At 68.1% G+C, this 16,307-nt stretch carries 17 protein-coding genes and 1 pseudogene; 13 read left to right on the plus strand and 5 right to left on the minus strand.

Features of this window, described 5'->3' with window-relative positions; genetic code table 11:
* The 6 genes and pseudogenes from NQ160_RS07395 to NQ160_RS07420 all read left to right on the plus strand — a co-directional run.
* Window positions 1–287, plus strand: a pseudogene (locus NQ160_RS07395) (single-stranded DNA-binding protein); the annotation flags it as partial.
* Window positions 288–324: 37 nt separating this feature from the next.
* Window positions 325–579: a 30S ribosomal protein S18 gene (gene rpsR, locus NQ160_RS07400; protein WP_133541417.1), complete on the plus strand. Its 255-nt coding sequence runs from the start codon at window positions 325–327 to the stop codon at window positions 577–579.
* Between the two features lie 11 nt (window positions 580–590).
* Window positions 591–1,043, plus strand: coding sequence for a 50S ribosomal protein L9 (gene rplI, locus NQ160_RS07405; RefSeq protein WP_257514581.1), 453 nt, complete (start codon window positions 591–593; stop codon window positions 1,041–1,043).
* Window positions 1,044–1,482: 439 nt separating this feature from the next.
* The gene (dnaB, locus tag NQ160_RS07410; RefSeq protein WP_257513899.1) at window positions 1,483–2,844 is read left to right on the plus strand and encodes a replicative DNA helicase; all 1,362 of its coding nucleotides are present in this window, start codon (window positions 1,483–1,485) and stop codon (window positions 2,842–2,844) included.
* Between the two features lie 92 nt (window positions 2,845–2,936).
* Window positions 2,937–3,479, plus strand: a complete 543-nt coding sequence (locus NQ160_RS24980) for a putative immunity protein (protein WP_257514582.1) — start codon at window positions 2,937–2,939, stop codon at window positions 3,477–3,479.
* 75 nt (window positions 3,480–3,554) lie between these two features.
* Window positions 3,555–3,956, plus strand: coding sequence for a DUF5684 domain-containing protein (locus NQ160_RS07420; RefSeq protein ID WP_257514583.1), 402 nt, complete (start codon window positions 3,555–3,557; stop codon window positions 3,954–3,956).
* Window positions 3,957–4,362: 406 nt separating this feature from the next.
* Here the strand turns inward: NQ160_RS07420 and NQ160_RS07425 are convergent, their stop codons facing one another.
* Both NQ160_RS07425 and NQ160_RS07430 read right to left on the minus strand, forming a co-directional pair.
* Complete coding sequence (locus NQ160_RS07425; protein ID WP_257514584.1) at window positions 4,363–5,154, minus strand: PRC and DUF2382 domain-containing protein; 792 nt, start codon at window positions 5,152–5,154, stop codon at window positions 4,363–4,365.
* Between the two features lie 71 nt (window positions 5,155–5,225).
* Window positions 5,226–5,915: a hypothetical protein gene (locus tag NQ160_RS07430; protein ID WP_257514585.1), complete on the minus strand. Its 690-nt coding sequence runs from the start codon at window positions 5,913–5,915 to the stop codon at window positions 5,226–5,228.
* 167 nt (window positions 5,916–6,082) lie between these two features.
* Here NQ160_RS07430 and NQ160_RS07435 point away from each other — a divergent pair, with 167 nt between their 5' ends.
* Together NQ160_RS07435 and NQ160_RS07440 are read left to right on the plus strand one after the other, a co-directional pair.
* Window positions 6,083–6,787 carry a TetR/AcrR family transcriptional regulator gene (locus NQ160_RS07435; protein ID WP_257506363.1) on the plus strand — a complete coding sequence of 235 codons (705 nt, stop codon included), beginning with the start codon at window positions 6,083–6,085 and terminating at the stop codon, window positions 6,785–6,787.
* Window positions 6,788–6,890: 103 nt separating this feature from the next.
* Window positions 6,891–7,364, plus strand: coding sequence for a hypothetical protein (locus NQ160_RS07440; protein WP_257514586.1), 474 nt, complete (start codon window positions 6,891–6,893; stop codon window positions 7,362–7,364).
* A gap of 291 nt (window positions 7,365–7,655) precedes the next feature.
* On the opposite strand, the gene NQ160_RS07445 is transcribed toward NQ160_RS07440, so the two are convergent.
* Window positions 7,656–8,546, minus strand: coding sequence for an aldo/keto reductase (locus NQ160_RS07445; protein WP_257514587.1), 891 nt, complete (start codon window positions 8,544–8,546; stop codon window positions 7,656–7,658).
* Between the two features lie 94 nt (window positions 8,547–8,640).
* Here NQ160_RS07445 and NQ160_RS07450 point away from each other — a divergent pair, with 94 nt between their 5' ends.
* From NQ160_RS07450 to NQ160_RS07470, 5 genes are all read left to right on the plus strand, one after another.
* The gene (locus tag NQ160_RS07450) at window positions 8,641–9,306 is read left to right on the plus strand and encodes a hypothetical protein (RefSeq protein ID WP_257514588.1); all 666 of its coding nucleotides are present in this window, start codon (window positions 8,641–8,643) and stop codon (window positions 9,304–9,306) included.
* Between the two features lie 178 nt (window positions 9,307–9,484).
* A complete protein-coding gene (locus NQ160_RS07455) occupies window positions 9,485–12,217 on the plus strand; it encodes an ATP-binding protein (RefSeq protein WP_257514589.1) in 2,733 nt (910 codons plus the stop codon).
* A gap of 66 nt (window positions 12,218–12,283) precedes the next feature.
* Window positions 12,284–13,003 carry a tyrosine-protein phosphatase gene (locus tag NQ160_RS07460; protein WP_257514590.1) on the plus strand — a complete coding sequence of 240 codons (720 nt, stop codon included), beginning with the start codon at window positions 12,284–12,286 and terminating at the stop codon, window positions 13,001–13,003.
* 168 nt (window positions 13,004–13,171) lie between these two features.
* The gene (locus tag NQ160_RS07465; RefSeq protein WP_257513911.1) at window positions 13,172–14,122 is read left to right on the plus strand and encodes a manganese catalase family protein; all 951 of its coding nucleotides are present in this window, start codon (window positions 13,172–13,174) and stop codon (window positions 14,120–14,122) included.
* Between the two features lie 37 nt (window positions 14,123–14,159).
* Entirely contained in the window at window positions 14,160–15,032 is an 873-nt protein-coding gene (locus NQ160_RS07470) for a class II glutamine amidotransferase (protein WP_257514591.1), read from the plus strand.
* A 42-nt stretch (window positions 15,033–15,074) separates the two neighbouring features.
* Here NQ160_RS07470 and NQ160_RS07475 read toward each other — a convergent pair whose 3' ends face one another.
* Window positions 15,075–15,899 (minus strand): MBL fold metallo-hydrolase, encoded by an 825-nt coding sequence (locus NQ160_RS07475; protein WP_257514592.1) that lies wholly within the window; start codon window positions 15,897–15,899, stop codon window positions 15,075–15,077.
* A gap of 84 nt (window positions 15,900–15,983) precedes the next feature.
* On the minus strand, window positions 15,984–16,307 hold a 324-nt coding region (locus NQ160_RS07480; protein ID WP_257514593.1), incomplete at its 5' end, for an EamA family transporter.

The raw sequence follows: 16,307 nt of genomic DNA on the forward strand, positions 1-16,307 counted from the left end.
GTCGCCTGAAGCAGCGGTCCTACCAGGACCGCGAGGGGCAGAACCGCGTCTCCATCGAGCTCGAGGTCGATGAGATCGGCCCGTCGCTGCGTTACGCAACCGCACAGGTCACGCGTACCAGCAGCAGTGGTGGTGGCGGCGGAAACGGCGCCGGCGGCGCCGGCGGTGGCGGTGGCGGACAGCAGTCCCGCCCGCAGGTCGCCGACGAGCCGTGGGCCACTCCCGGTTCGGCCGCTCCCGACGCGTGGAGCGCCCCCGGCGCCTACGGCGACGACACTCCGTTCTGATCCCTCGGATCAAACCAACTCTCTCTAAGGAAAAACCATGGCTGGAAAGTCGAGCGGCGACCGCCGCAAGCCGCGGAAGGGCGCGAAGAACGCCGCTCCCGCGAAGGCGATCCGTGTCGGCGTCATTGATTACAAGGACGTCGCCACTCTTCGTAAGTTCATCTCGGAGCGTGGAAAGATCCGCGCCCGTCGTATCACCGGTGTCTCGGTGCAGGAGCAGCGTCTGATCGCCAAGGCGATCAAGAACGCCCGCGAAATGGCGCTCCTGCCCTACGCCGGCGCTGGCCGTTAAGGGGTCCGGACATGGCAAAGCTGATTCTCACGAATGAGGTCGCCGGGCTCGGAAGCGCCGGCGACGTGATCGAGGTCAAGAACGGGTTCGCCCGCAACTACCTCATCCCCCAGGGCTTCGCAGTGCTGTGGTCGCGCGGTGGCGAGAAGCAGGTGGCGTCGATTCGCGCTGCCCGCGAGTCGCGCGCGATCCACGACCACGAAGAAGCCGTGGCCCTGAAGAACTCGCTCGAGTCGACCAAGGTACGTCTGGCCGTCAAGGCCGGCAACGAGGGTCGTCTGTTCGGTTCGGTCAAGACCGGTGACGTCGCTGACGCGGTCAAGGCTGCCGGGCTCGGCGAGCTCGACAAGCGCAAGATCCACATCACCTCGGCGATCAAGTCCGTGGGCGAGCACGAGGCGACCGTTCGCCTGCGTGACGACCTCACCGCCGTGATCACGCTGCAGGTGGTCGCCGCCAAGTAAGCGGTGCGTCGTCCCTCTGGGCGACAGAACGACACGGATGCCGTGGACCCTCACCGGGTTCACGGCATCCGTCGTTTTCGGGCTCGTTGAGGGCCCGATGCGCCCCCGTGGGAGCCTTTCCACAGGCGGCATCCGATGCGGGCCGAGGGTGTGCGGCTGTGTATAACGTGGTACGCCGTCCCCAACCTTCAACGCGTACTTCAACCACAATCCCATCCACAGGTTGTGAACAAATAAATCCCCGGTCAACCAAGAAATCACGTTTGCTCGATTCCTGTATCCCGGGCGTTTTCCACAGGGGTTGTACACAGGGTTGGCGGCGTTTCACGCAGACTTTCCACATAGTTATCCACAGGCTTGGTTGCGAGTGTCGGTGGCCGTGCATAGCGTGAATGTGTCCCACCCCGACAACACCCGAAAATGACGGAGGTACGGCTGCGTGTCCATCGCTGACATCTCCGACGAACGACTCGGCGGACGCCGTGAGCACGAGCGCACGCCGCCGCATGACGTCCTCGCGGAGCAGAGCGCGCTGGGCGGCATGCTGTTGTCGAAGGACGCCGTCGCCGACGTCATCGAGACGCTGCGCGGGGCCGACTTCTATGTGCCCAAGCACGAGCTGATCTTCGAGGCGATCCTCAGCCTGTATTCGCACGGCGAGCCGACAGACGTCGTCGCCGTGACCGACGAGCTGATCAAGACGGGCGAGCTGCAGCGAGCCGGCGGTGCCGATTACCTGCACTCGCTCACCTCGATCGTGCCGACGGCAGCCAACGCCGGCTACTACGCCACGATCGTCTCCGAGCGGGCGCTGCTGCGCCGCCTCGTGCAGGCCGGCACCCGCATCGTGCAGATGGGGTACTCCGGCCAGGGCGAGGCCGTGGAACTCGTCAACAACGCGCAGGCCGAGATCTACTCGGTCACCGGTGCCGAGGCCGCGGAGGATTACGTTCCGCTCGAGATCGCCGTCACCTCCGCGATCGATGAGATCGAGGCAGCGCGCGGCCGGGACGGCTCGATGACCGGCATCCCGACAGGGTTCGCCCAGCTCGACGAGCTGACCAACGGCCTGCACGGCGGTCAGATGATCGTCGTGGCCGCCCGACCCGCCATGGGAAAGTCCACGCTCGCGCTCGATTTCGCGCGAGCCGCGGCCATCAAGCACAACATGCCGACGATCTTCTTCTCACTGGAAATGGGACGCAGTGAGATCGCCATGCGCCTCATGAGCGCCGAGGGCGCGGTGCCGTTGCAGAACATGCGCAAGGGCACGTTGGATTCGCGCGACTGGACGACCATCGCCGCGACACGCGGCCGCATCAACGACGCCCCGCTCTACATCGACGACAGCCCCAACATGACGCTCGTCGAGATCCGCGCCAAGTGCCGTCGACTCAAGCAGCGGGTGGGGCTGCGCATGGTGATCATCGACTACTTGCAGCTGATGACCAGCGGCAAGAAGGTCGAGTCGCGTCAGCAGGAGGTCAGCGAGTTCTCCCGTGCGCTGAAGCTGCTCGCGAAAGAGCTTCAGGTGCCCGTCATCGCACTGTCGCAGCTGAACCGTGGATCTGAGCAGCGCACCGACAAGCGTCCGCAGGTCAGCGACCTGCGAGAGTCCGGCTCGATCGAGCAGGATGCCGACATGGTCATGCTGCTGCACCGCGACTCGGTGTACGACAAGGACACCCGCCCCGGCGAGGCCGACCTCATCGTCGCGAAGCACCGTAACGGTCCGACCGCGACCATCGAGATCGCCTTCCAGGGCCACTTCTCGCGCTTCACCGACATGGCGCCGGTGTAGCGGAGGCCGCTCCAGGTTCCGCGCGGAGTTGTCCGTTGCGTCGGTGCGGCCGTAGCCCTCCGTATGCGACAAGATCGTGCAAAGGTACCGGTATGGCTTCTCCGCAGTCGTTGAGCGTATCCGATCGCCGGGTCACCGCGGGGTGGGCAGCAGACTGTGCCGAGCGAGTTCTTTCCCTCTTCGAGTCAGAAGCGCCAGGCGACGACCGTCCTCGCGACGGCATCACTCGAGCGCGTGCGTTCGCGGCAGGCACGCTCGATGCCGGGGGCGAGATACGCAGACGCTTCGTGGCAGGTCGGGCGTCACAGGCCGTGACCTCACCAGCCGCGAAGGCTGCGGCTTGGGCTGCCGGCCAGGCCGCGGGGGTTGCACACATGGGCGCCCACGCTCTCGGCGCGGCCGCGTACGCCGCGAAAGCCAGGCAGCTGGCGGAACAGGGCAACGCGACTGCCGCCACCGATGAGATCGCCTGGCAACTCGCTCAGATGAGTGACCCGGTCAGAGCTGCGCTCCGATCGTTGCCGTTACTGGGTGAGGACCCCTCCGGGCCTCTCGGGTCAGGGCTCCTCGCGTCTGGAGCCCTTGGCGCGTACATCCGCGTGATCCAGACGGCATTGCACCATCCGCGTCTCTGAGCGGGACAGCCGCGGCCAAGCGCTGCGACGGAGATTGAGCCCGCATCCCGTGTGGCGGCAACCTAGACTCACGCCATGCACATCCTGTCGCAGCTTCTTCCGGTCGTCGCTGAGATCTCATCCCGCGATGAGTCCGGGGTCGTCTTCGGTGGAGTGGGGGGTTTCGTCGGCTACGTGCTGTTCGTCGCCGCGGTGTGGCCTTTCCTGAACAAGGCAGGTCAGCCCGGGTGGACGGCGCTGATCCCGGTGGTCGCGGCGTTTTTCATCGTGCGAGCCGCCGGACTGTCCGCATGGTGGACGCTGCTGTATCTCGTCCCCATCGCAAACGTCGTCCTCGCCATCATCGTGGCGCTGCGGCTCGGGCGCGCGTTCGGGCACGGCGCGGTCTTCTCGGTGTTCCTCCTCTGGCTGTTGTCCCTGATCGGATATTTCGTCATCAGCTACTCCAGCGACACCTACAGGCGCGCGCGCATCTGATTCTGTCCCCACCGCACGCCGGCGGTGTGTCCCTGCCACCATGAGCGAATGAGCTTCACGACCCGGATGCCGGTGCCGTCGGATGCCGTGGAGATCGCCGATCTCCACGTCTCGACGTGGCGGGAGCCTACGCACATCTGCTGCCAGAGGACCACTTCTCGGCAGTACATCGAGGGACGGCATCGGATGTGGAAGCACGTCCTCGGGCACCGGGGGACGATGTGGTCGTCAGGGTCGCGGAAAGCGCCGGGTGATAGCCCCGGGAAGAGCGCCATGGACCGCGTCATCGTGATGGGTAGCGTGATCCTTCCGTGGTTCGTGATGAGCCGGAAAGCGGCAGGGACCGGACCACCCGAGGCGTACCCGGACGGTCCGGTCCCTGCGCGCGCGGCCCGCGACTGACGGGTCAGGCGCGGTCGGCGCGGTTCGTGCCGTCGTCGTAGTCGATCTGTTCCTTGCGGACCTGCTCGGTGACGGTCTCGTCCTCGGTCACGGTTTCCGTTCCCAGGCGGACACGCTCGACCGGGACGGTCTCCTTGGCGACGACGGGCCGCTCCTCAGTGAGGATGACCTCGTGCTCCTCCTCGCTGATGGCCGGCCCGTCCATGGCATCCGCAACGTTGGCGTCGGTGATGGGTTCGCGTTCCAGGCGCACTTCCTCATGGCTCACGGGGACGGTGACGGTCTTCTCCTCCGTGACGACGTACTTCCGCAGCCGTGCGCGACCGGTTTGAACCTTCTCGGTACCGACGCGGAGGCGCTCCTCCGAGCGGGTCATCGCATCGTCGGTAGTCGGACCGGACGTGTCATACCCGGTGCTCGTGTCCACCGCCTCGTCACTGGCATCCCGGGTGGTACCGGTGCCTTCAGCGGCGCTGGTGGTGCGGGAACCGTTGCCGTAGTAGACGTACAGTTCATCTTCCTGCGCGTGCTCCAGCGCCCCGTCCGCGTCGATGCGCGGTGCGTTCTTCACGAACTCTTTCGCGTAGCCCACCCGGAGGTTCTCGCCGTCCTGGTTGGCGTCGTCGATGGGCACGAAGGACTCCGAGGTGCCGAAGAAACCGGTGCGCACCGCCGCCCAGGTGGGCGCTCCGGTGTCGGTGTCGAGGTAGATCTGCTCGAGCGTGCCGATCTTCTCCCCGTCGGAGCCGATCACCGCTGCTCCCATGAGACCGCCGATGTTTTCTGTGCTGATCATGACTGCTTCCTATCGTTCGTTTTGTTCGTACGTGTTGAGACCGGCGCGGGGGCCCGCGACCGGGAGCCGTGTCACCGGGTTGTGGTGACCGGCACGGTAGTGGTGTCGGGGTCACGCTTGACGACGCTCCGCACGCCGAGCATCCCGCTGAGGGCCGCGATCACCGCGCCGAGCAGCAGCCCGGCGAAGCCCCACCACGAGGCGGCTTGAGCAGTCGCGGCGGCATCCTCCGCCGTCTGCTGCGCGTCTTGCAGCGCCTCATCGGTCTGCTCCTGCGCTTCTTCTTCGTCGACGTTGCTCTGCACGTCCTCGACGACCTGGGTGACGTCGGTCCCGGACAGTGCCTGGGTGGCGGAGCTGACGACGCCGCCGAGCAGGCTGGCGCTGAGCCACACAGTCAGGGCGAGAGCAACCACCAGGGACGTCGCCCAGGTCAAGAATCCGTGCAGCAGTCCGCTGCGCACGGCCAGCGCGCCAGCGACAAAACCTGCCGCGGCAAGAGCGATCACCAGGGCGATCACACTCCAGATGGTCGCCCCGATGCCCGAGCCGCCCAAGCCGATGCCGGCGGTGACGAGCGAGAGCAGGATGGTGACGGCCAGAAAGGTCACCACCCCGGCGATGATGGACCCCCACGACGCGTTCGCCGTGCGGCCGCCCCTTGCGGTGCCGATCAGTGACTCCTTCGCGGCGTCGTCGTGGTCTGCGATGACAGGGCGGGCTGCGGCGCTGTCGGGGTGGGCGGTGCGATTGTTTGCCATTGTCTCGATCCCTTGGGTTGGGGCGTCGGAGCCGCAGGAGTCGAAACGTGCGGACCGGCTACCAGCCCGCTTACACCGTAAGCCGACTAGCGTGACAGTACAGCGCCCGAAATGACTTGGCGAGGGGGCTTGCGCGTGATGGGAGGGAATGTGCTATGAGCGTCCGGGTGACGAAGAAGCCGACGGGTACGCAGTCTCGTCGTCTGAGCCGCGGCCTCATCATCGAGACCGCGCTCGCGCAGATCGACCGGCGTGGCGCGCAGGGGTTGTCGATGCGCTCCTTGGGGCAGGAGCTCGGGGTAGAGGCGATGTCGCTGTACCGGTACGTACACGGGCGAGAGGATCTGCTGGAGGGGGTGGTGGCTCTGCTGATGGAGAACCTGACCTCGGATCTTGACGATGAGCTCGCCGAACACTGGCAGGGGTTCCTGCAAACCGTCGCCCACCACGTCCGCCAGATCGCGATTGATCATCCGCTCGCGTTTCCGCTGGTCGCCACCCGGCACCCGGCAGCCCCCTGGCTGCGCCCCCCGCTACGCAGCGTCGAAGTGGTCGACACGTTCCTCGGCACCCTGATCGGGCACGGTTTCACCGACCAGCAGGCCGTGGATGCCTACCGGTCCTTCAGCAGCTTCCTGCTCGGCCACCTGCTGCTGGAATCAGCCGTGCGCGGCGCGGAAACCGGCCCGGTCGAAGAACCCCTCGACGAGGGTGACGCCACCATCCCCGAAGGCGACGGGCAGGTCAGTCTGGAGGCCGCACCCGAAGTGAAACGCCTCCGCACCCTGCTCAGCGAGGACCGCAGCGACGAGGAATTCGAAGTCTCACTCGAGGCACTGCTGGACCGGCTGAACCGCGAGCTCACCCAGTAAGGAGCCACCCCCGCCGGATGGACGAGGCCCGTCTGCACGACGCCGACCGAGGTTGCCGCGCGAGCGAGGTTCGACGATCGACGCGCGCCGCTAGGGTCACTCCATGGGCCGGTTCGTATGCGCGGGACTGATCGCCGCGGTTTCTCTGGCGACGCTGGTTGGGTGCGCGCCTCCCGAGGTGGACGAGACAGAGGCGCAGCGATGGCAGACCCGAGCGCGCGTTGAGGCCTCTAGTCAGTACGACGTGCTGGCCGATCTTGCGAGCTCGACGTCGACCGAATCCGACCCAGACGGTGTGGAAACGTTCACCTTCGGTGAGCCCCTTGTCGCGGTCGACGAACTCGTCGTCGGCTGCTACGGGGCGCCCGGGGAAACGGCCACAGCCAGCTGGAGGATACGGACGGGATCGACGTGGCTGAGCGGGGGCGGCGCAGAGATCGAGTGCGACGGATCTCTGGTCACGGTTCAAGCGATGGAGGGCGCCCCTGAACGTGTCAACGCGGCAGTCGTGGAAGTGATCCGAGAAGGCGAACCACGGCAGTTCTATGCGGCACTCGTCGGTGAGACCGGCCCCTGACCCGACGACCGGAGAGAGATGCCCACCCCGTACATGACCGAGCCGGCCCTGCTGGATTCGCTTCGTGGCCAGCAGTACGTCGTCCTCCGTCCGGTCGACGCGCTGGCAACCTTCTATGACCATGAGCGGGTCGCCGTGTTGGCCCAGGCGGCCGGGCCCTTGCCACACCCGAACGCCGGGCACGTGACCCTCCGCGGCTTCTCTGAGCCGGACCGGGTTCCGTTGCTTGGTGAGTGCATCCAGAGGACGGCGAGCACATCGAGACCTTCCGATTGCAGAGCTCCTGACCCGTCAGTCGAAAATCGCCACCGATTCCGACAGCCGAGTCACTTCCTCAGGGGTCAGTTCCAGGTCGGCGGCTTTCGCGGAGTCCGTGATGGATGCCGCACGCCGCGCACCGGGGATCGGGATGACGTGCGGGTCGAGGGCGAGCTCCCACGCCAGCACGACCTGCTGTGGGCTGACGCCGTGTGCATCGCCGACTTCGCGGAAGGCCGAGAACCGGTCGCCCACGCTGCTGGCGCCGCCGCCGGTGCCGCCGAGAGGACTCCACGGCAGGAAGGCGATGTCGTGAGCGGCGCAGAAGCGCAATTCGTCGATGCTTCCCGGATGCTTCGGCGAGAACTCGTTCTGGACGCTGGCGAGGTTGCCTTCGCCGAGCACGTCGAGAGCGATCTGGATCTCTTCGACACTCGCGTTCGAGATGCCGATCGCGCGGACGAGGCCGTCGTCGTGCAACGACTTCAGTCCCCGCATGATGTCGGCGTAGACACGTGTGCGGTCGGGACGGTGGTACTGGTAGAGGTCGAGCTGGTCGACGCCGAGGATCTCGAGTGACTTCTCCGCGGCCGAGCGCAGGTACGCTTCCGACCCGTCGCGGCCCTTGGCTCCCTCTTCCCCGAGCGTGATGCCGCCCTTGGTCGCGACGAAGATGTCCGACGAATCCCCGTCCCATGTCCGGAGCGCCTCGGCGACGATGCGCTCGTTGTGCCCCATCTCCTCGCCATCGGGGGCGTAGATATCCGCCGTGTCGATGAGCGTCACGCCCGCGTCGAGCGCGGCGTGCACGGTCGCCACGGCATCCTCGAACGACGGGTACTGCTTGTCGTTGTTCATTGACAGCGGCATGGCGCCCAGTCCGATCGCCGAAACCTGTCGTCCTGCCAGAGTGCGCTGCTTCATTGCTTCTCCTCGTCGCGTCTTCTCCAAGACTGCCAGCGCAGCCGCGCGCGTGCGTGGGACTGGACATTCTGCGGGACATTTCTAGGATGTCGCCGTGGACCGCGTGATCGTCCTGGGGAGCGTCTTCCTGCCGGGTTTCGTGATGGATCCCTTCGTGTCCGCGTTGCGTGAGCGAGGACTGGTGGCCACGTGGGTCGCCCCAACGTCCGTCGGGACCGCGGAAGCGGCCGGCGAAGAATACGCCACGGCCGCGGTCCGATTCGGAGCGACGACGGCGATCGCGCACTCGAACGCGGGCAACTTCGTTCCCGTCCTCACAGCGGGCTCCGCGGTCAGGCGGGTGGTGTTCCTCGACGCGATCGTGCCGCCACTGAGCGGCGGCACGTGGCCCGTCGTGCCCGCGCGTATGCGCGACACCCTGCTGGCAACGGCGAGGCGCGGCATCCTGCCGCCTTGGACGCGGTGGTGGCCACAAGAGAGCGTGCGCCCGTTGTTTCCGGACGACGCGACCTTCGCGCGGGTGGATGCCAGCACACCTTCAGTTCCCGCCTCGTACCTGTCGTGTCGCATCTCTGCGGCTAGGAACTGGGCGGCTGAACTCACCTGCAGCTACGTGGCATTCGGAACCACCTACGCCGACGAGATCGGCGTCGCCGCGAGTGCAGGCTGGCCCGTGCGCACGCTCGAACTAGGACACCTCGGGATGCTGCAAGATCCGGCCATGGTCGCGGACGCGGTGATGCCCGCCGCCGCAGGCTGAGTCGCCCGGCGGCTGACGCGCTCACCCGGCCTGAAAGTTCTTCGAGCGACGAGCCTGTCCATCGCTGGTCGCCGCGGAGCGGACCTGGATACTGTGTGGCAAGGACAGGGTGCGATGACCCGCCTACCGGCGTGACAACGCCGTCACGAACTCGAGTCACGTCGATGGGGGAACGCGGGTGCACCTGCTCGGCCGGCACGCAGAATGCGAGGCTCTCGATCGCACCCTCGCCGATGCGCACGCCGGGCGGAGCAGGGCGCTGTACGCACGTGGTGAGGCGGGGATCGGGAAGACGTCTCTGCTCGACTACGCGCGGATCGCCGCCGATGCGCTGGGGTTCCGGGTGGAAAGCGCCACCGGCATGGAATCGGAGTCGCAGTTCGCGTACGCCGCCCTGCATCAGCTGTGCGCTCCGCTCCTGGAATACGACGCGGCGCTGGCCGCGCCCCAACGCGACGCACTCGCCATCGCCTTCGGGGCGAAGACGGGGCCCGCGCCGGACCGATTCCTGGTCGGCCTGGCCGTGCTGAATCTGCTCGCAGAGGGTGCCGAAGAACAGCCTCTGCTCTGCCTCGTCGACGACGCGCAGTGGTTGGACCGGGCCTCGGCGGAGGTCATCGCCTTTGCGGCTCGGCGAGTGTCTGCCGAACGTCTGGCACTCGTCGTCGCGGGCCGCGATTCCGACGACAGCGCGTCCGCCGCCTTCACCGGGATGCCGGTTCTCACGGTTCCCGCACTCGGTGAGGCCGACGCGCGGGAGCTGCTCGATGCCGAGACCCCTACTCTGATCGACGCATCCGTGCGCGAGCGCGTCATCGCGGAAGCACGCGGAAACCCGCTGGCTCTGCTGGAGCTGCCGCGCAGCGTGGGGCCGGCGACTCTGGCAAGCGGGTTCGGCGTGCATGACCGCCCCGACGTCCCGCAGCACCTCGAAGAGGCCTTTCGGCAACGCTCGACAGCGCTGCCGTCCGAGACTCAACGTGTTCTCCTCCTCGCAGCCGCCGAGCCGACGGGCGAGGTGCCACTGCTGTTGCGCGCACTGTCCCAGCTCGGGATCGAGCCTTCCGCGGCCGCCCCGGCCGAGTCCGTGGGGTTGTTCACCATCGACTCGAAGGTGCGGTTTCGGCATCCCCTGGTGCGCTCGGCGATCTACCGTGCCGCAGTCCCATCGGAACGTCGCCAGGCACATGAAGCGCTGGCTGCGGCGACCGACCCGCGCATCGATCCAGACCGTCGGGCGTGGCATCGGGGGCAGGCCGTCCTCGGCCCAGACGAAGACGTCGCCGGCGAGTTGGAGCGCGTCGGGGAGCGAGCACTCGCGCGCGGCGGCATGGCAGCCGCAGCTGCCCTGCTGCAGCGCGCGGCGCAACTGACTCCCGACCCTGCTCTTCGCACGCAGCGCGCAATGATCGCGCTGCAGGCGAAACATGAGGCGGGTGCTGCTGATGAGGCATTGACGCTGCTCGCGCTCGCAGCGCAAGGGCCGCTGAGTCCCCTGCAGTCTGCGCGCCTCACGCTCTACAGGGCGCACATCACCTTTTATCTCGTCCACAGCGACGACGTTCCGGTGATGTTCTTGGATGCGGCGCACGCGCTGGCGCCGCTTGACCCCGCGGTGTCTCGCGAGGCTTTTCTGCTCGCTCTCAACACCGCGGTGATAGCGGGAGGCGACGTGCGAGGGGTTGCCGAGGCAGCCCGGGCCGCGCCGCGACCGCCCGAGCAGCCACGGCCGCTGGACCTCCTTCTCGACGGGCTCGTGACGGTCTACACGGAGGGATACGTCGCCGGCGTGCACACGCTGCGAAGAGCGGTCGCCTCGTTACGTGATGAAGAGCGCAGTCGAGACGTCTACCGCGGCACGGAAAGCGACCGCTGGCTCTGGCTCGCCAGCCGCACCGCCGTCGCACTCTTCGAGGACGACTTGATGTACGACCTCGCGGCGCGCAAGGTCACCATCGCGCGTACGGCGGGGGCGGTGGCGACCTTGTATGTCGCGCTGATCGCTCTTTCGGCGGCACACGCGCTGCGCGGCGAGTTGAGTCGTGCCGCGGAGCTGCTGGCCGAGAGCACGGCAATCGCCCGCGCGACGAGGGCTGTGCCACTGCCGCACGGAGAGCTGTTACTCGCAGCATGGCGAGGCGGGGAATCAGAGGCCCCTGACCTTCATCGACGCAGCGTCCAGGCTGCGGAAAACGGCGCCGGTGCCCAAGCCGCTGTGGCGCACTACGCGTCCGCGGTGCTCCACAACGCAACAGGCAGCTTCGCCACAGCCATGACCGCGGCTCAGCGCGCCGTTGCATCCGATGATTTCTCCGTGCAGAGCGTCGCCCTCCCCGAGCTGGTCGAAGCGGCCGCCCGCGCTGGTCACGCGCAGGCCGCCCGCGCAGCGTATGCGCAGCTCGCCGCACGTGCCGACGCGAGCGGAACCCCGTGGGCGCTCGGGCTGATGGCGCGTTCGCAGGCTCTGATCACCACGGGGGACGCCGCCGAGAACCACTACCGGGAGGCCATGGAGCGGCTGGCCGATTCCCGGGTGACCGGCCATCTTGCGCGAGCTCACCTGCTGTACGGCGAGTGGCTCCGGCGCGAAGGGCGTCGCCGCGAGGCGCGAGAACAGCTCCGCACGGCGCACGACATGCTGACTGACATGGGAGCGGTGGGTTTCGCGGAGCGTGCCGCCAGGGAACTGCGCGCGACGGGCGAGCACCCCCGTGCCCGCAACGCTCCGCCCAGCACCGCGCTCACCGAGCATGAACTGCAGATCGCGCGTGCCGTCGCGACCGGCGCCACTTCGCGGGAGGTCGCCGCGATGCTCTTCCTGAGCCCGCGAACGATCGAGGCTCACCTGCGCACGATCTTCCGAAAGCTCGGCATCACCTCCCGACGCCAGCTCAAGGAGCTTCACCTGTGACGACGGTGCTCGGCTGCGGGGCAGGATGTCCGTTCGCAGGAGCCGCCTGCGTGGGAAGCTGACGGCATGCCGGTCGCTCTCGCCCTCAGCGGACTCGCCAACGCCCGCGACCTGGGCGGGCTCGAGCGGACGGACGGATCCCTGACACCGACCGGCGCGTTCGTGCGCGCCGAGGCGCTGGATCGTGTGGGTTCTTCGGGGTGGCAAGCCCTCCGCGGCCATGGTGTGCGCACCGTCATCGACCTGCGCCGGCCGGATGAGGTCACGGGCCGGGTGCCCGACGACATGCTCGCCGTGCAGGTCGATCTCGACGGTGATGAACGGGATTTCTGGGCTCCGTTCGAACAAGACGGGCGGTGGGGGACCCCGCTGTACTACGCCGCTCATCTTCACGAGCTGCCGCACCGCCTTGCTGAAGTGCTCCAGGCGATCGCGACCGCGCCCGCGGGGGCAGTCCTCTTTCACTGTGGTGCCGGCTGGGACCGAACCGGACTCGTTGCTGCTTTCCTGCTGAAGGCATTGGACGTCACGGAGGATGCCGCCGCCGCCGACTACCTCGCATCGTTCGCGAACGCGCAGGCGATGCGTGCGCTCCACGGACGCTCCTTCGACGTCGAAGAGCGCCACGCGGTGCTCGGGAGGTTCGGCCACACGGCGGATTCGGCGTTCCGCGAGATGTATCGACAGCTCGACGTCGACCAGTGGTTTCGCCATGCGGGGGTCGACGAAGAGACGGAGCGCGCGATCGTCACCTGGAGGGCAGATCCGGCCGGGCAGGCAATGTGACCTAGCCGCCCCGAGCACCGGATGATCGGCGGAAACCTCAATTGCGCAATGCCCCTGAGCGGGCGCGCTCGCGGGAGGGAGGGTACGCGACCTACGGCCCTCGCGCGAGGGGGGTCCGCACGTCTGCGCGGACGACCAGGCTGTGCCCACCAACCCTTTGGAGGAAACATGTACTTCCATGTTCAGCAGCTGATCAACGAGATCGACCAGGATCAGCCCGATCCCGACGCCGCGAACGCGCTTCAGGAGGGCCTGGGCGGGCAGTTCGGCGAGATGCGCACGATGATGCAGTACCTCTTTCAGAGCATCAACTTCCGCGGCCCGTCGGCGAAGCCCTACAAGGACCTCATCCAGGGCATCGGCACCGAGGAGATCAGCCACGTCGAGCTCATCGGCACGACCATCTCCCGCCTGCTCGACGGATCGCCCGGGTACAAGGGCAAGCCCACCGACACCGTCGACGCTCCCGGTGCGGGTGGCGCGACCCCGTTGCAGGTCGCGACGTCCGAGAGCAACATCCACCACTACCTGGTCGGTGCGCAGGGGGCCATGCCCGTGGATGCCGCAGGCAACCCGTGGCTGGGTAGCTACGTCTACAACTCGGGCAACCTCGTGCTCGACCTGCTCTACAACCTCATGCTGGAGTCGACCGGACGTCTGCAGAAGTGCCGCCTCTACGAGATGACCTCCAACAAGACCGCCCGCAGCACCATCTCTTACCTGATCGTCCGCGACCAGGCGCACGAGAACGCGTTCGCCCGGGCGCTGGAGACCCTCGGCGTCAACTGGCGCACCGCCCTGCCCATCCCGAAGACCAACGCGGAGAAGTTCCCCGAGGTCGCGCGGCTGCTCGACATGGGACTGCAGAGCAAGCAGTACTCCTTCGACCTCACCAACCTGTCCGAGGCGGGGAAGATCTTCCAGGGCCTGTCGCCCTCCAAGGACGGCACCCAGCTGGATGCCACCGAGCAGGCGCCGGCCGGCGTGCCGATGACGATCGCCCCCGAACGCCCCGAAGAATTCTCCCCCGGCGCCGACGCCGACCTGCGGGAGCTCATCGAGGCGACCGCCGCGATGGAGATGAAGGACATCGATCGCACCTTCGGTGAGATGAAGTAGCCGTCTCGGTTCGGGCGGGACGCAAGGGGGTGTCGGGATGTGCCGGTGGATCGCTTATCTCGGCTCCCCGCTTGCCGTCGAAGACGTGCTGGTGCGTCCCGACCACTCGCTCATCGACCAGAGTCTGGTCGCCCGCCGGCTGTACCTGCCCGGCACGACGATGGCTTCGCAGTTCCGGGAGCACGCGTTTCCCACCAACGGCGACGGGTTCGGCCTCGCGTGGTCGGGCCGCGGCGGCACGCTGGGCCAATTCCGGCAGATCACGCCGGCGTGGGACAGCGACAACCTGCGCCACCTCGCGGCACAGATCGAGTCGCCCTGTTTTCTCGCCCACGTGCGGGCGGCGCCCGGCGGCACGCTCGCCGAGCAGAACGCGCACCCCTTCGTGCACGCCGGGTGGATGTTCCAGCACAACGGCGAGATCGGCGGCTTCGCCGCGCTCAAGCGCGAGCTGACGATGGACGTCGCGCCCGAGCTGTACCCGCACATCCGTGGCACGACCGACAGCGAGGTGTGCTTCTTCCTCGCGCTCACCTTCGGACTCGCCACCGATCCAGCGGGTGCCCTGGGGCGGATGATCGCTCACGTCGAAGCCGCGCGCACCGCGCACGACGTCACCGAGCCGTTCCGCGGCACGTTCTGCGCCTCGGACGGCGAGCGACTGGTCGTGGCTCGCTGGCAGAGCCCGCACGCCGGCGAACTGCCCCCGCCGTCGCTCTTCCACAGTGTCGGACGCGAGACCCTCCACATCGCCGAGGGGCGCACCGAGCGCCTTCCCGACGGGGCGCAGCTCGTGGTCTCGGAACCGCTCGAGCTGCACTGGTCGCGCCGGCATTGGCAAGAGATCCCCACCGCCACGGTCGGCGTCTTCACCCGCGGCGCCGACCCGGTGTTCACCCCGCTCGCCTGACGCCGTCGGGTGCGACGCGCGAGGGGCCTGGCGCTCGCCGCCTCACCGCGCGCTGTCCCCGCCCCGCCGCGCGGCGCTCTCCACCTGCCCGGCATGCAGGTCGCCCACCCACTCCCAGCCGGGCTCCGGCGCATCGATTCGGGGGTCGTCGAACGGCCCGCCGTCGCGCAACGTGTGGATGTAGCGGCGGTCCAGCTCCAGCAGCCGCCGCAGCTGCGCGGCATCGCCGACCGAGCCGTGTCCGGGTACGAACGCGTCCACTCGGTCGGCGACGGCCGCCAGCGCGTCCAGTCCAGCGAGGTAGTCGCCCAGTGGATCGTCGACGCCCTCGAGGTCGGGCATGGGCACGAGGACGTCCGAGAGCATGTCCCCGGCGATGAGCACGCGGCATCCCTCCACCACAAGCGCGGCGTGCCCGGTCGCATGGGCGGGATGCGCGAGCACGCGGATCGCCGGGCCGTTCCACGGCAGGTGCGAGGCGCCGTCCGGCAGCGCTTCGATGAGGCCGAACAGGTCGATCGGCACGTCCGTGACGATCTCGGGGGGTAGGGCATCGGCGAAGCGCTGCTGCCAGTACGGCTGCGTCCGCAGGTCGCGCAGGAATGCCGTGGCCTCGGCGGTGCCGTAGCGCGGGGCGCCCCCGAGCGCCGGATGCCACAGCGCATGGTCCCAGTCGGGGTGCGTCGCGAAGCCCGCGACGACCGGCATCCCGAGCGCCCGCAGGTCGTCGGCCAGACAGCTCATCTCGGCGTCGGTGATGCCGGGATCGACCAGCAGCGCACCGGCATCCCCGCTCACGACCACGGTGTTGTTGCGCAGCAGATCGCTCTGATGCACGAACACCCCGTCGGCGATGGGGGTCAGCATGATCGCCGCCCCGGGGCGTGCGGGCGACTCGCGCCCAGCGTCGTCATGATGGCCATCGACAGCTCCTTCAGGTGATCGGGGTCCTCAGCCGAGCGAGAGCGCGACGATGGCGAGTGTGCAGATGCCGATGCCGGCACCCTGCGGCCCGCTGAGCCTCTCCCGCAGCACGCCGGCCGCCAGCAGGACGGTGACGGCGGGGTAGAGCGAGCTGAGCACGGCGGCCACGGCGAGGGTGGTCTGGCCGCTGGACAGCAGGAAGGCGAGGGTGCCCACCGCGCCGGTCAGCCCCGCTGCGGCGCCCCAGCCGATCGCAGCGCGGTGGCCGCGCCAGCGCGGTCGCGGTCGCGCGGCCACCGCGACGATGCCGGCCAGCAACGCCCCGGTGGCCTGGTTGGCGGCGAGCGGCAT

This window comes from Microbacterium sp. zg.Y909 (assembly GCF_024626565.1).

Coding starts and splice junctions, on each gene's coding strand:
- rpsR (WP_133541417.1), top strand. CDS start 325: ATGGCTGGAAAGTCGAGCGGCGACCGCCGCAAGCCGCGGAAGGGCGCG.
- rplI (WP_257514581.1), top strand. CDS start 591: ATGGCAAAGCTGATTCTCACGAATGAGGTCGCCGGGCTCGGAAGCGCC.
- NQ160_RS24980 (WP_257514582.1), top strand. CDS start 2,937: ATGGCTTCTCCGCAGTCGTTGAGCGTATCCGATCGCCGGGTCACCGCG.
- NQ160_RS07420 (WP_257514583.1), top strand. CDS start 3,555: ATGCACATCCTGTCGCAGCTTCTTCCGGTCGTCGCTGAGATCTCATCC.
- NQ160_RS07425 (WP_257514584.1), bottom strand. CDS start 5,154: ATGATCAGCACAGAAAACATCGGCGGTCTCATGGGAGCAGCGGTGATC.
- NQ160_RS07430 (WP_257514585.1), bottom strand. CDS start 5,915: ATGGCAAACAATCGCACCGCCCACCCCGACAGCGCCGCAGCCCGCCCT.
- NQ160_RS07440 (WP_257514586.1), top strand. CDS start 6,891: ATGGGCCGGTTCGTATGCGCGGGACTGATCGCCGCGGTTTCTCTGGCG.
- NQ160_RS07445 (WP_257514587.1), bottom strand. CDS start 8,546: ATGAAGCAGCGCACTCTGGCAGGACGACAGGTTTCGGCGATCGGACTG.
- NQ160_RS07460 (WP_257514590.1), top strand. CDS start 12,284: ATGCCGGTCGCTCTCGCCCTCAGCGGACTCGCCAACGCCCGCGACCTG.
- NQ160_RS07465 (WP_257513911.1), top strand. CDS start 13,172: ATGTACTTCCATGTTCAGCAGCTGATCAACGAGATCGACCAGGATCAG.
- NQ160_RS07470 (WP_257514591.1), top strand. CDS start 14,160: ATGTGCCGGTGGATCGCTTATCTCGGCTCCCCGCTTGCCGTCGAAGAC.
- NQ160_RS07475 (WP_257514592.1), bottom strand. CDS start 15,899: ATGCTGACCCCCATCGCCGACGGGGTGTTCGTGCATCAGAGCGATCTG.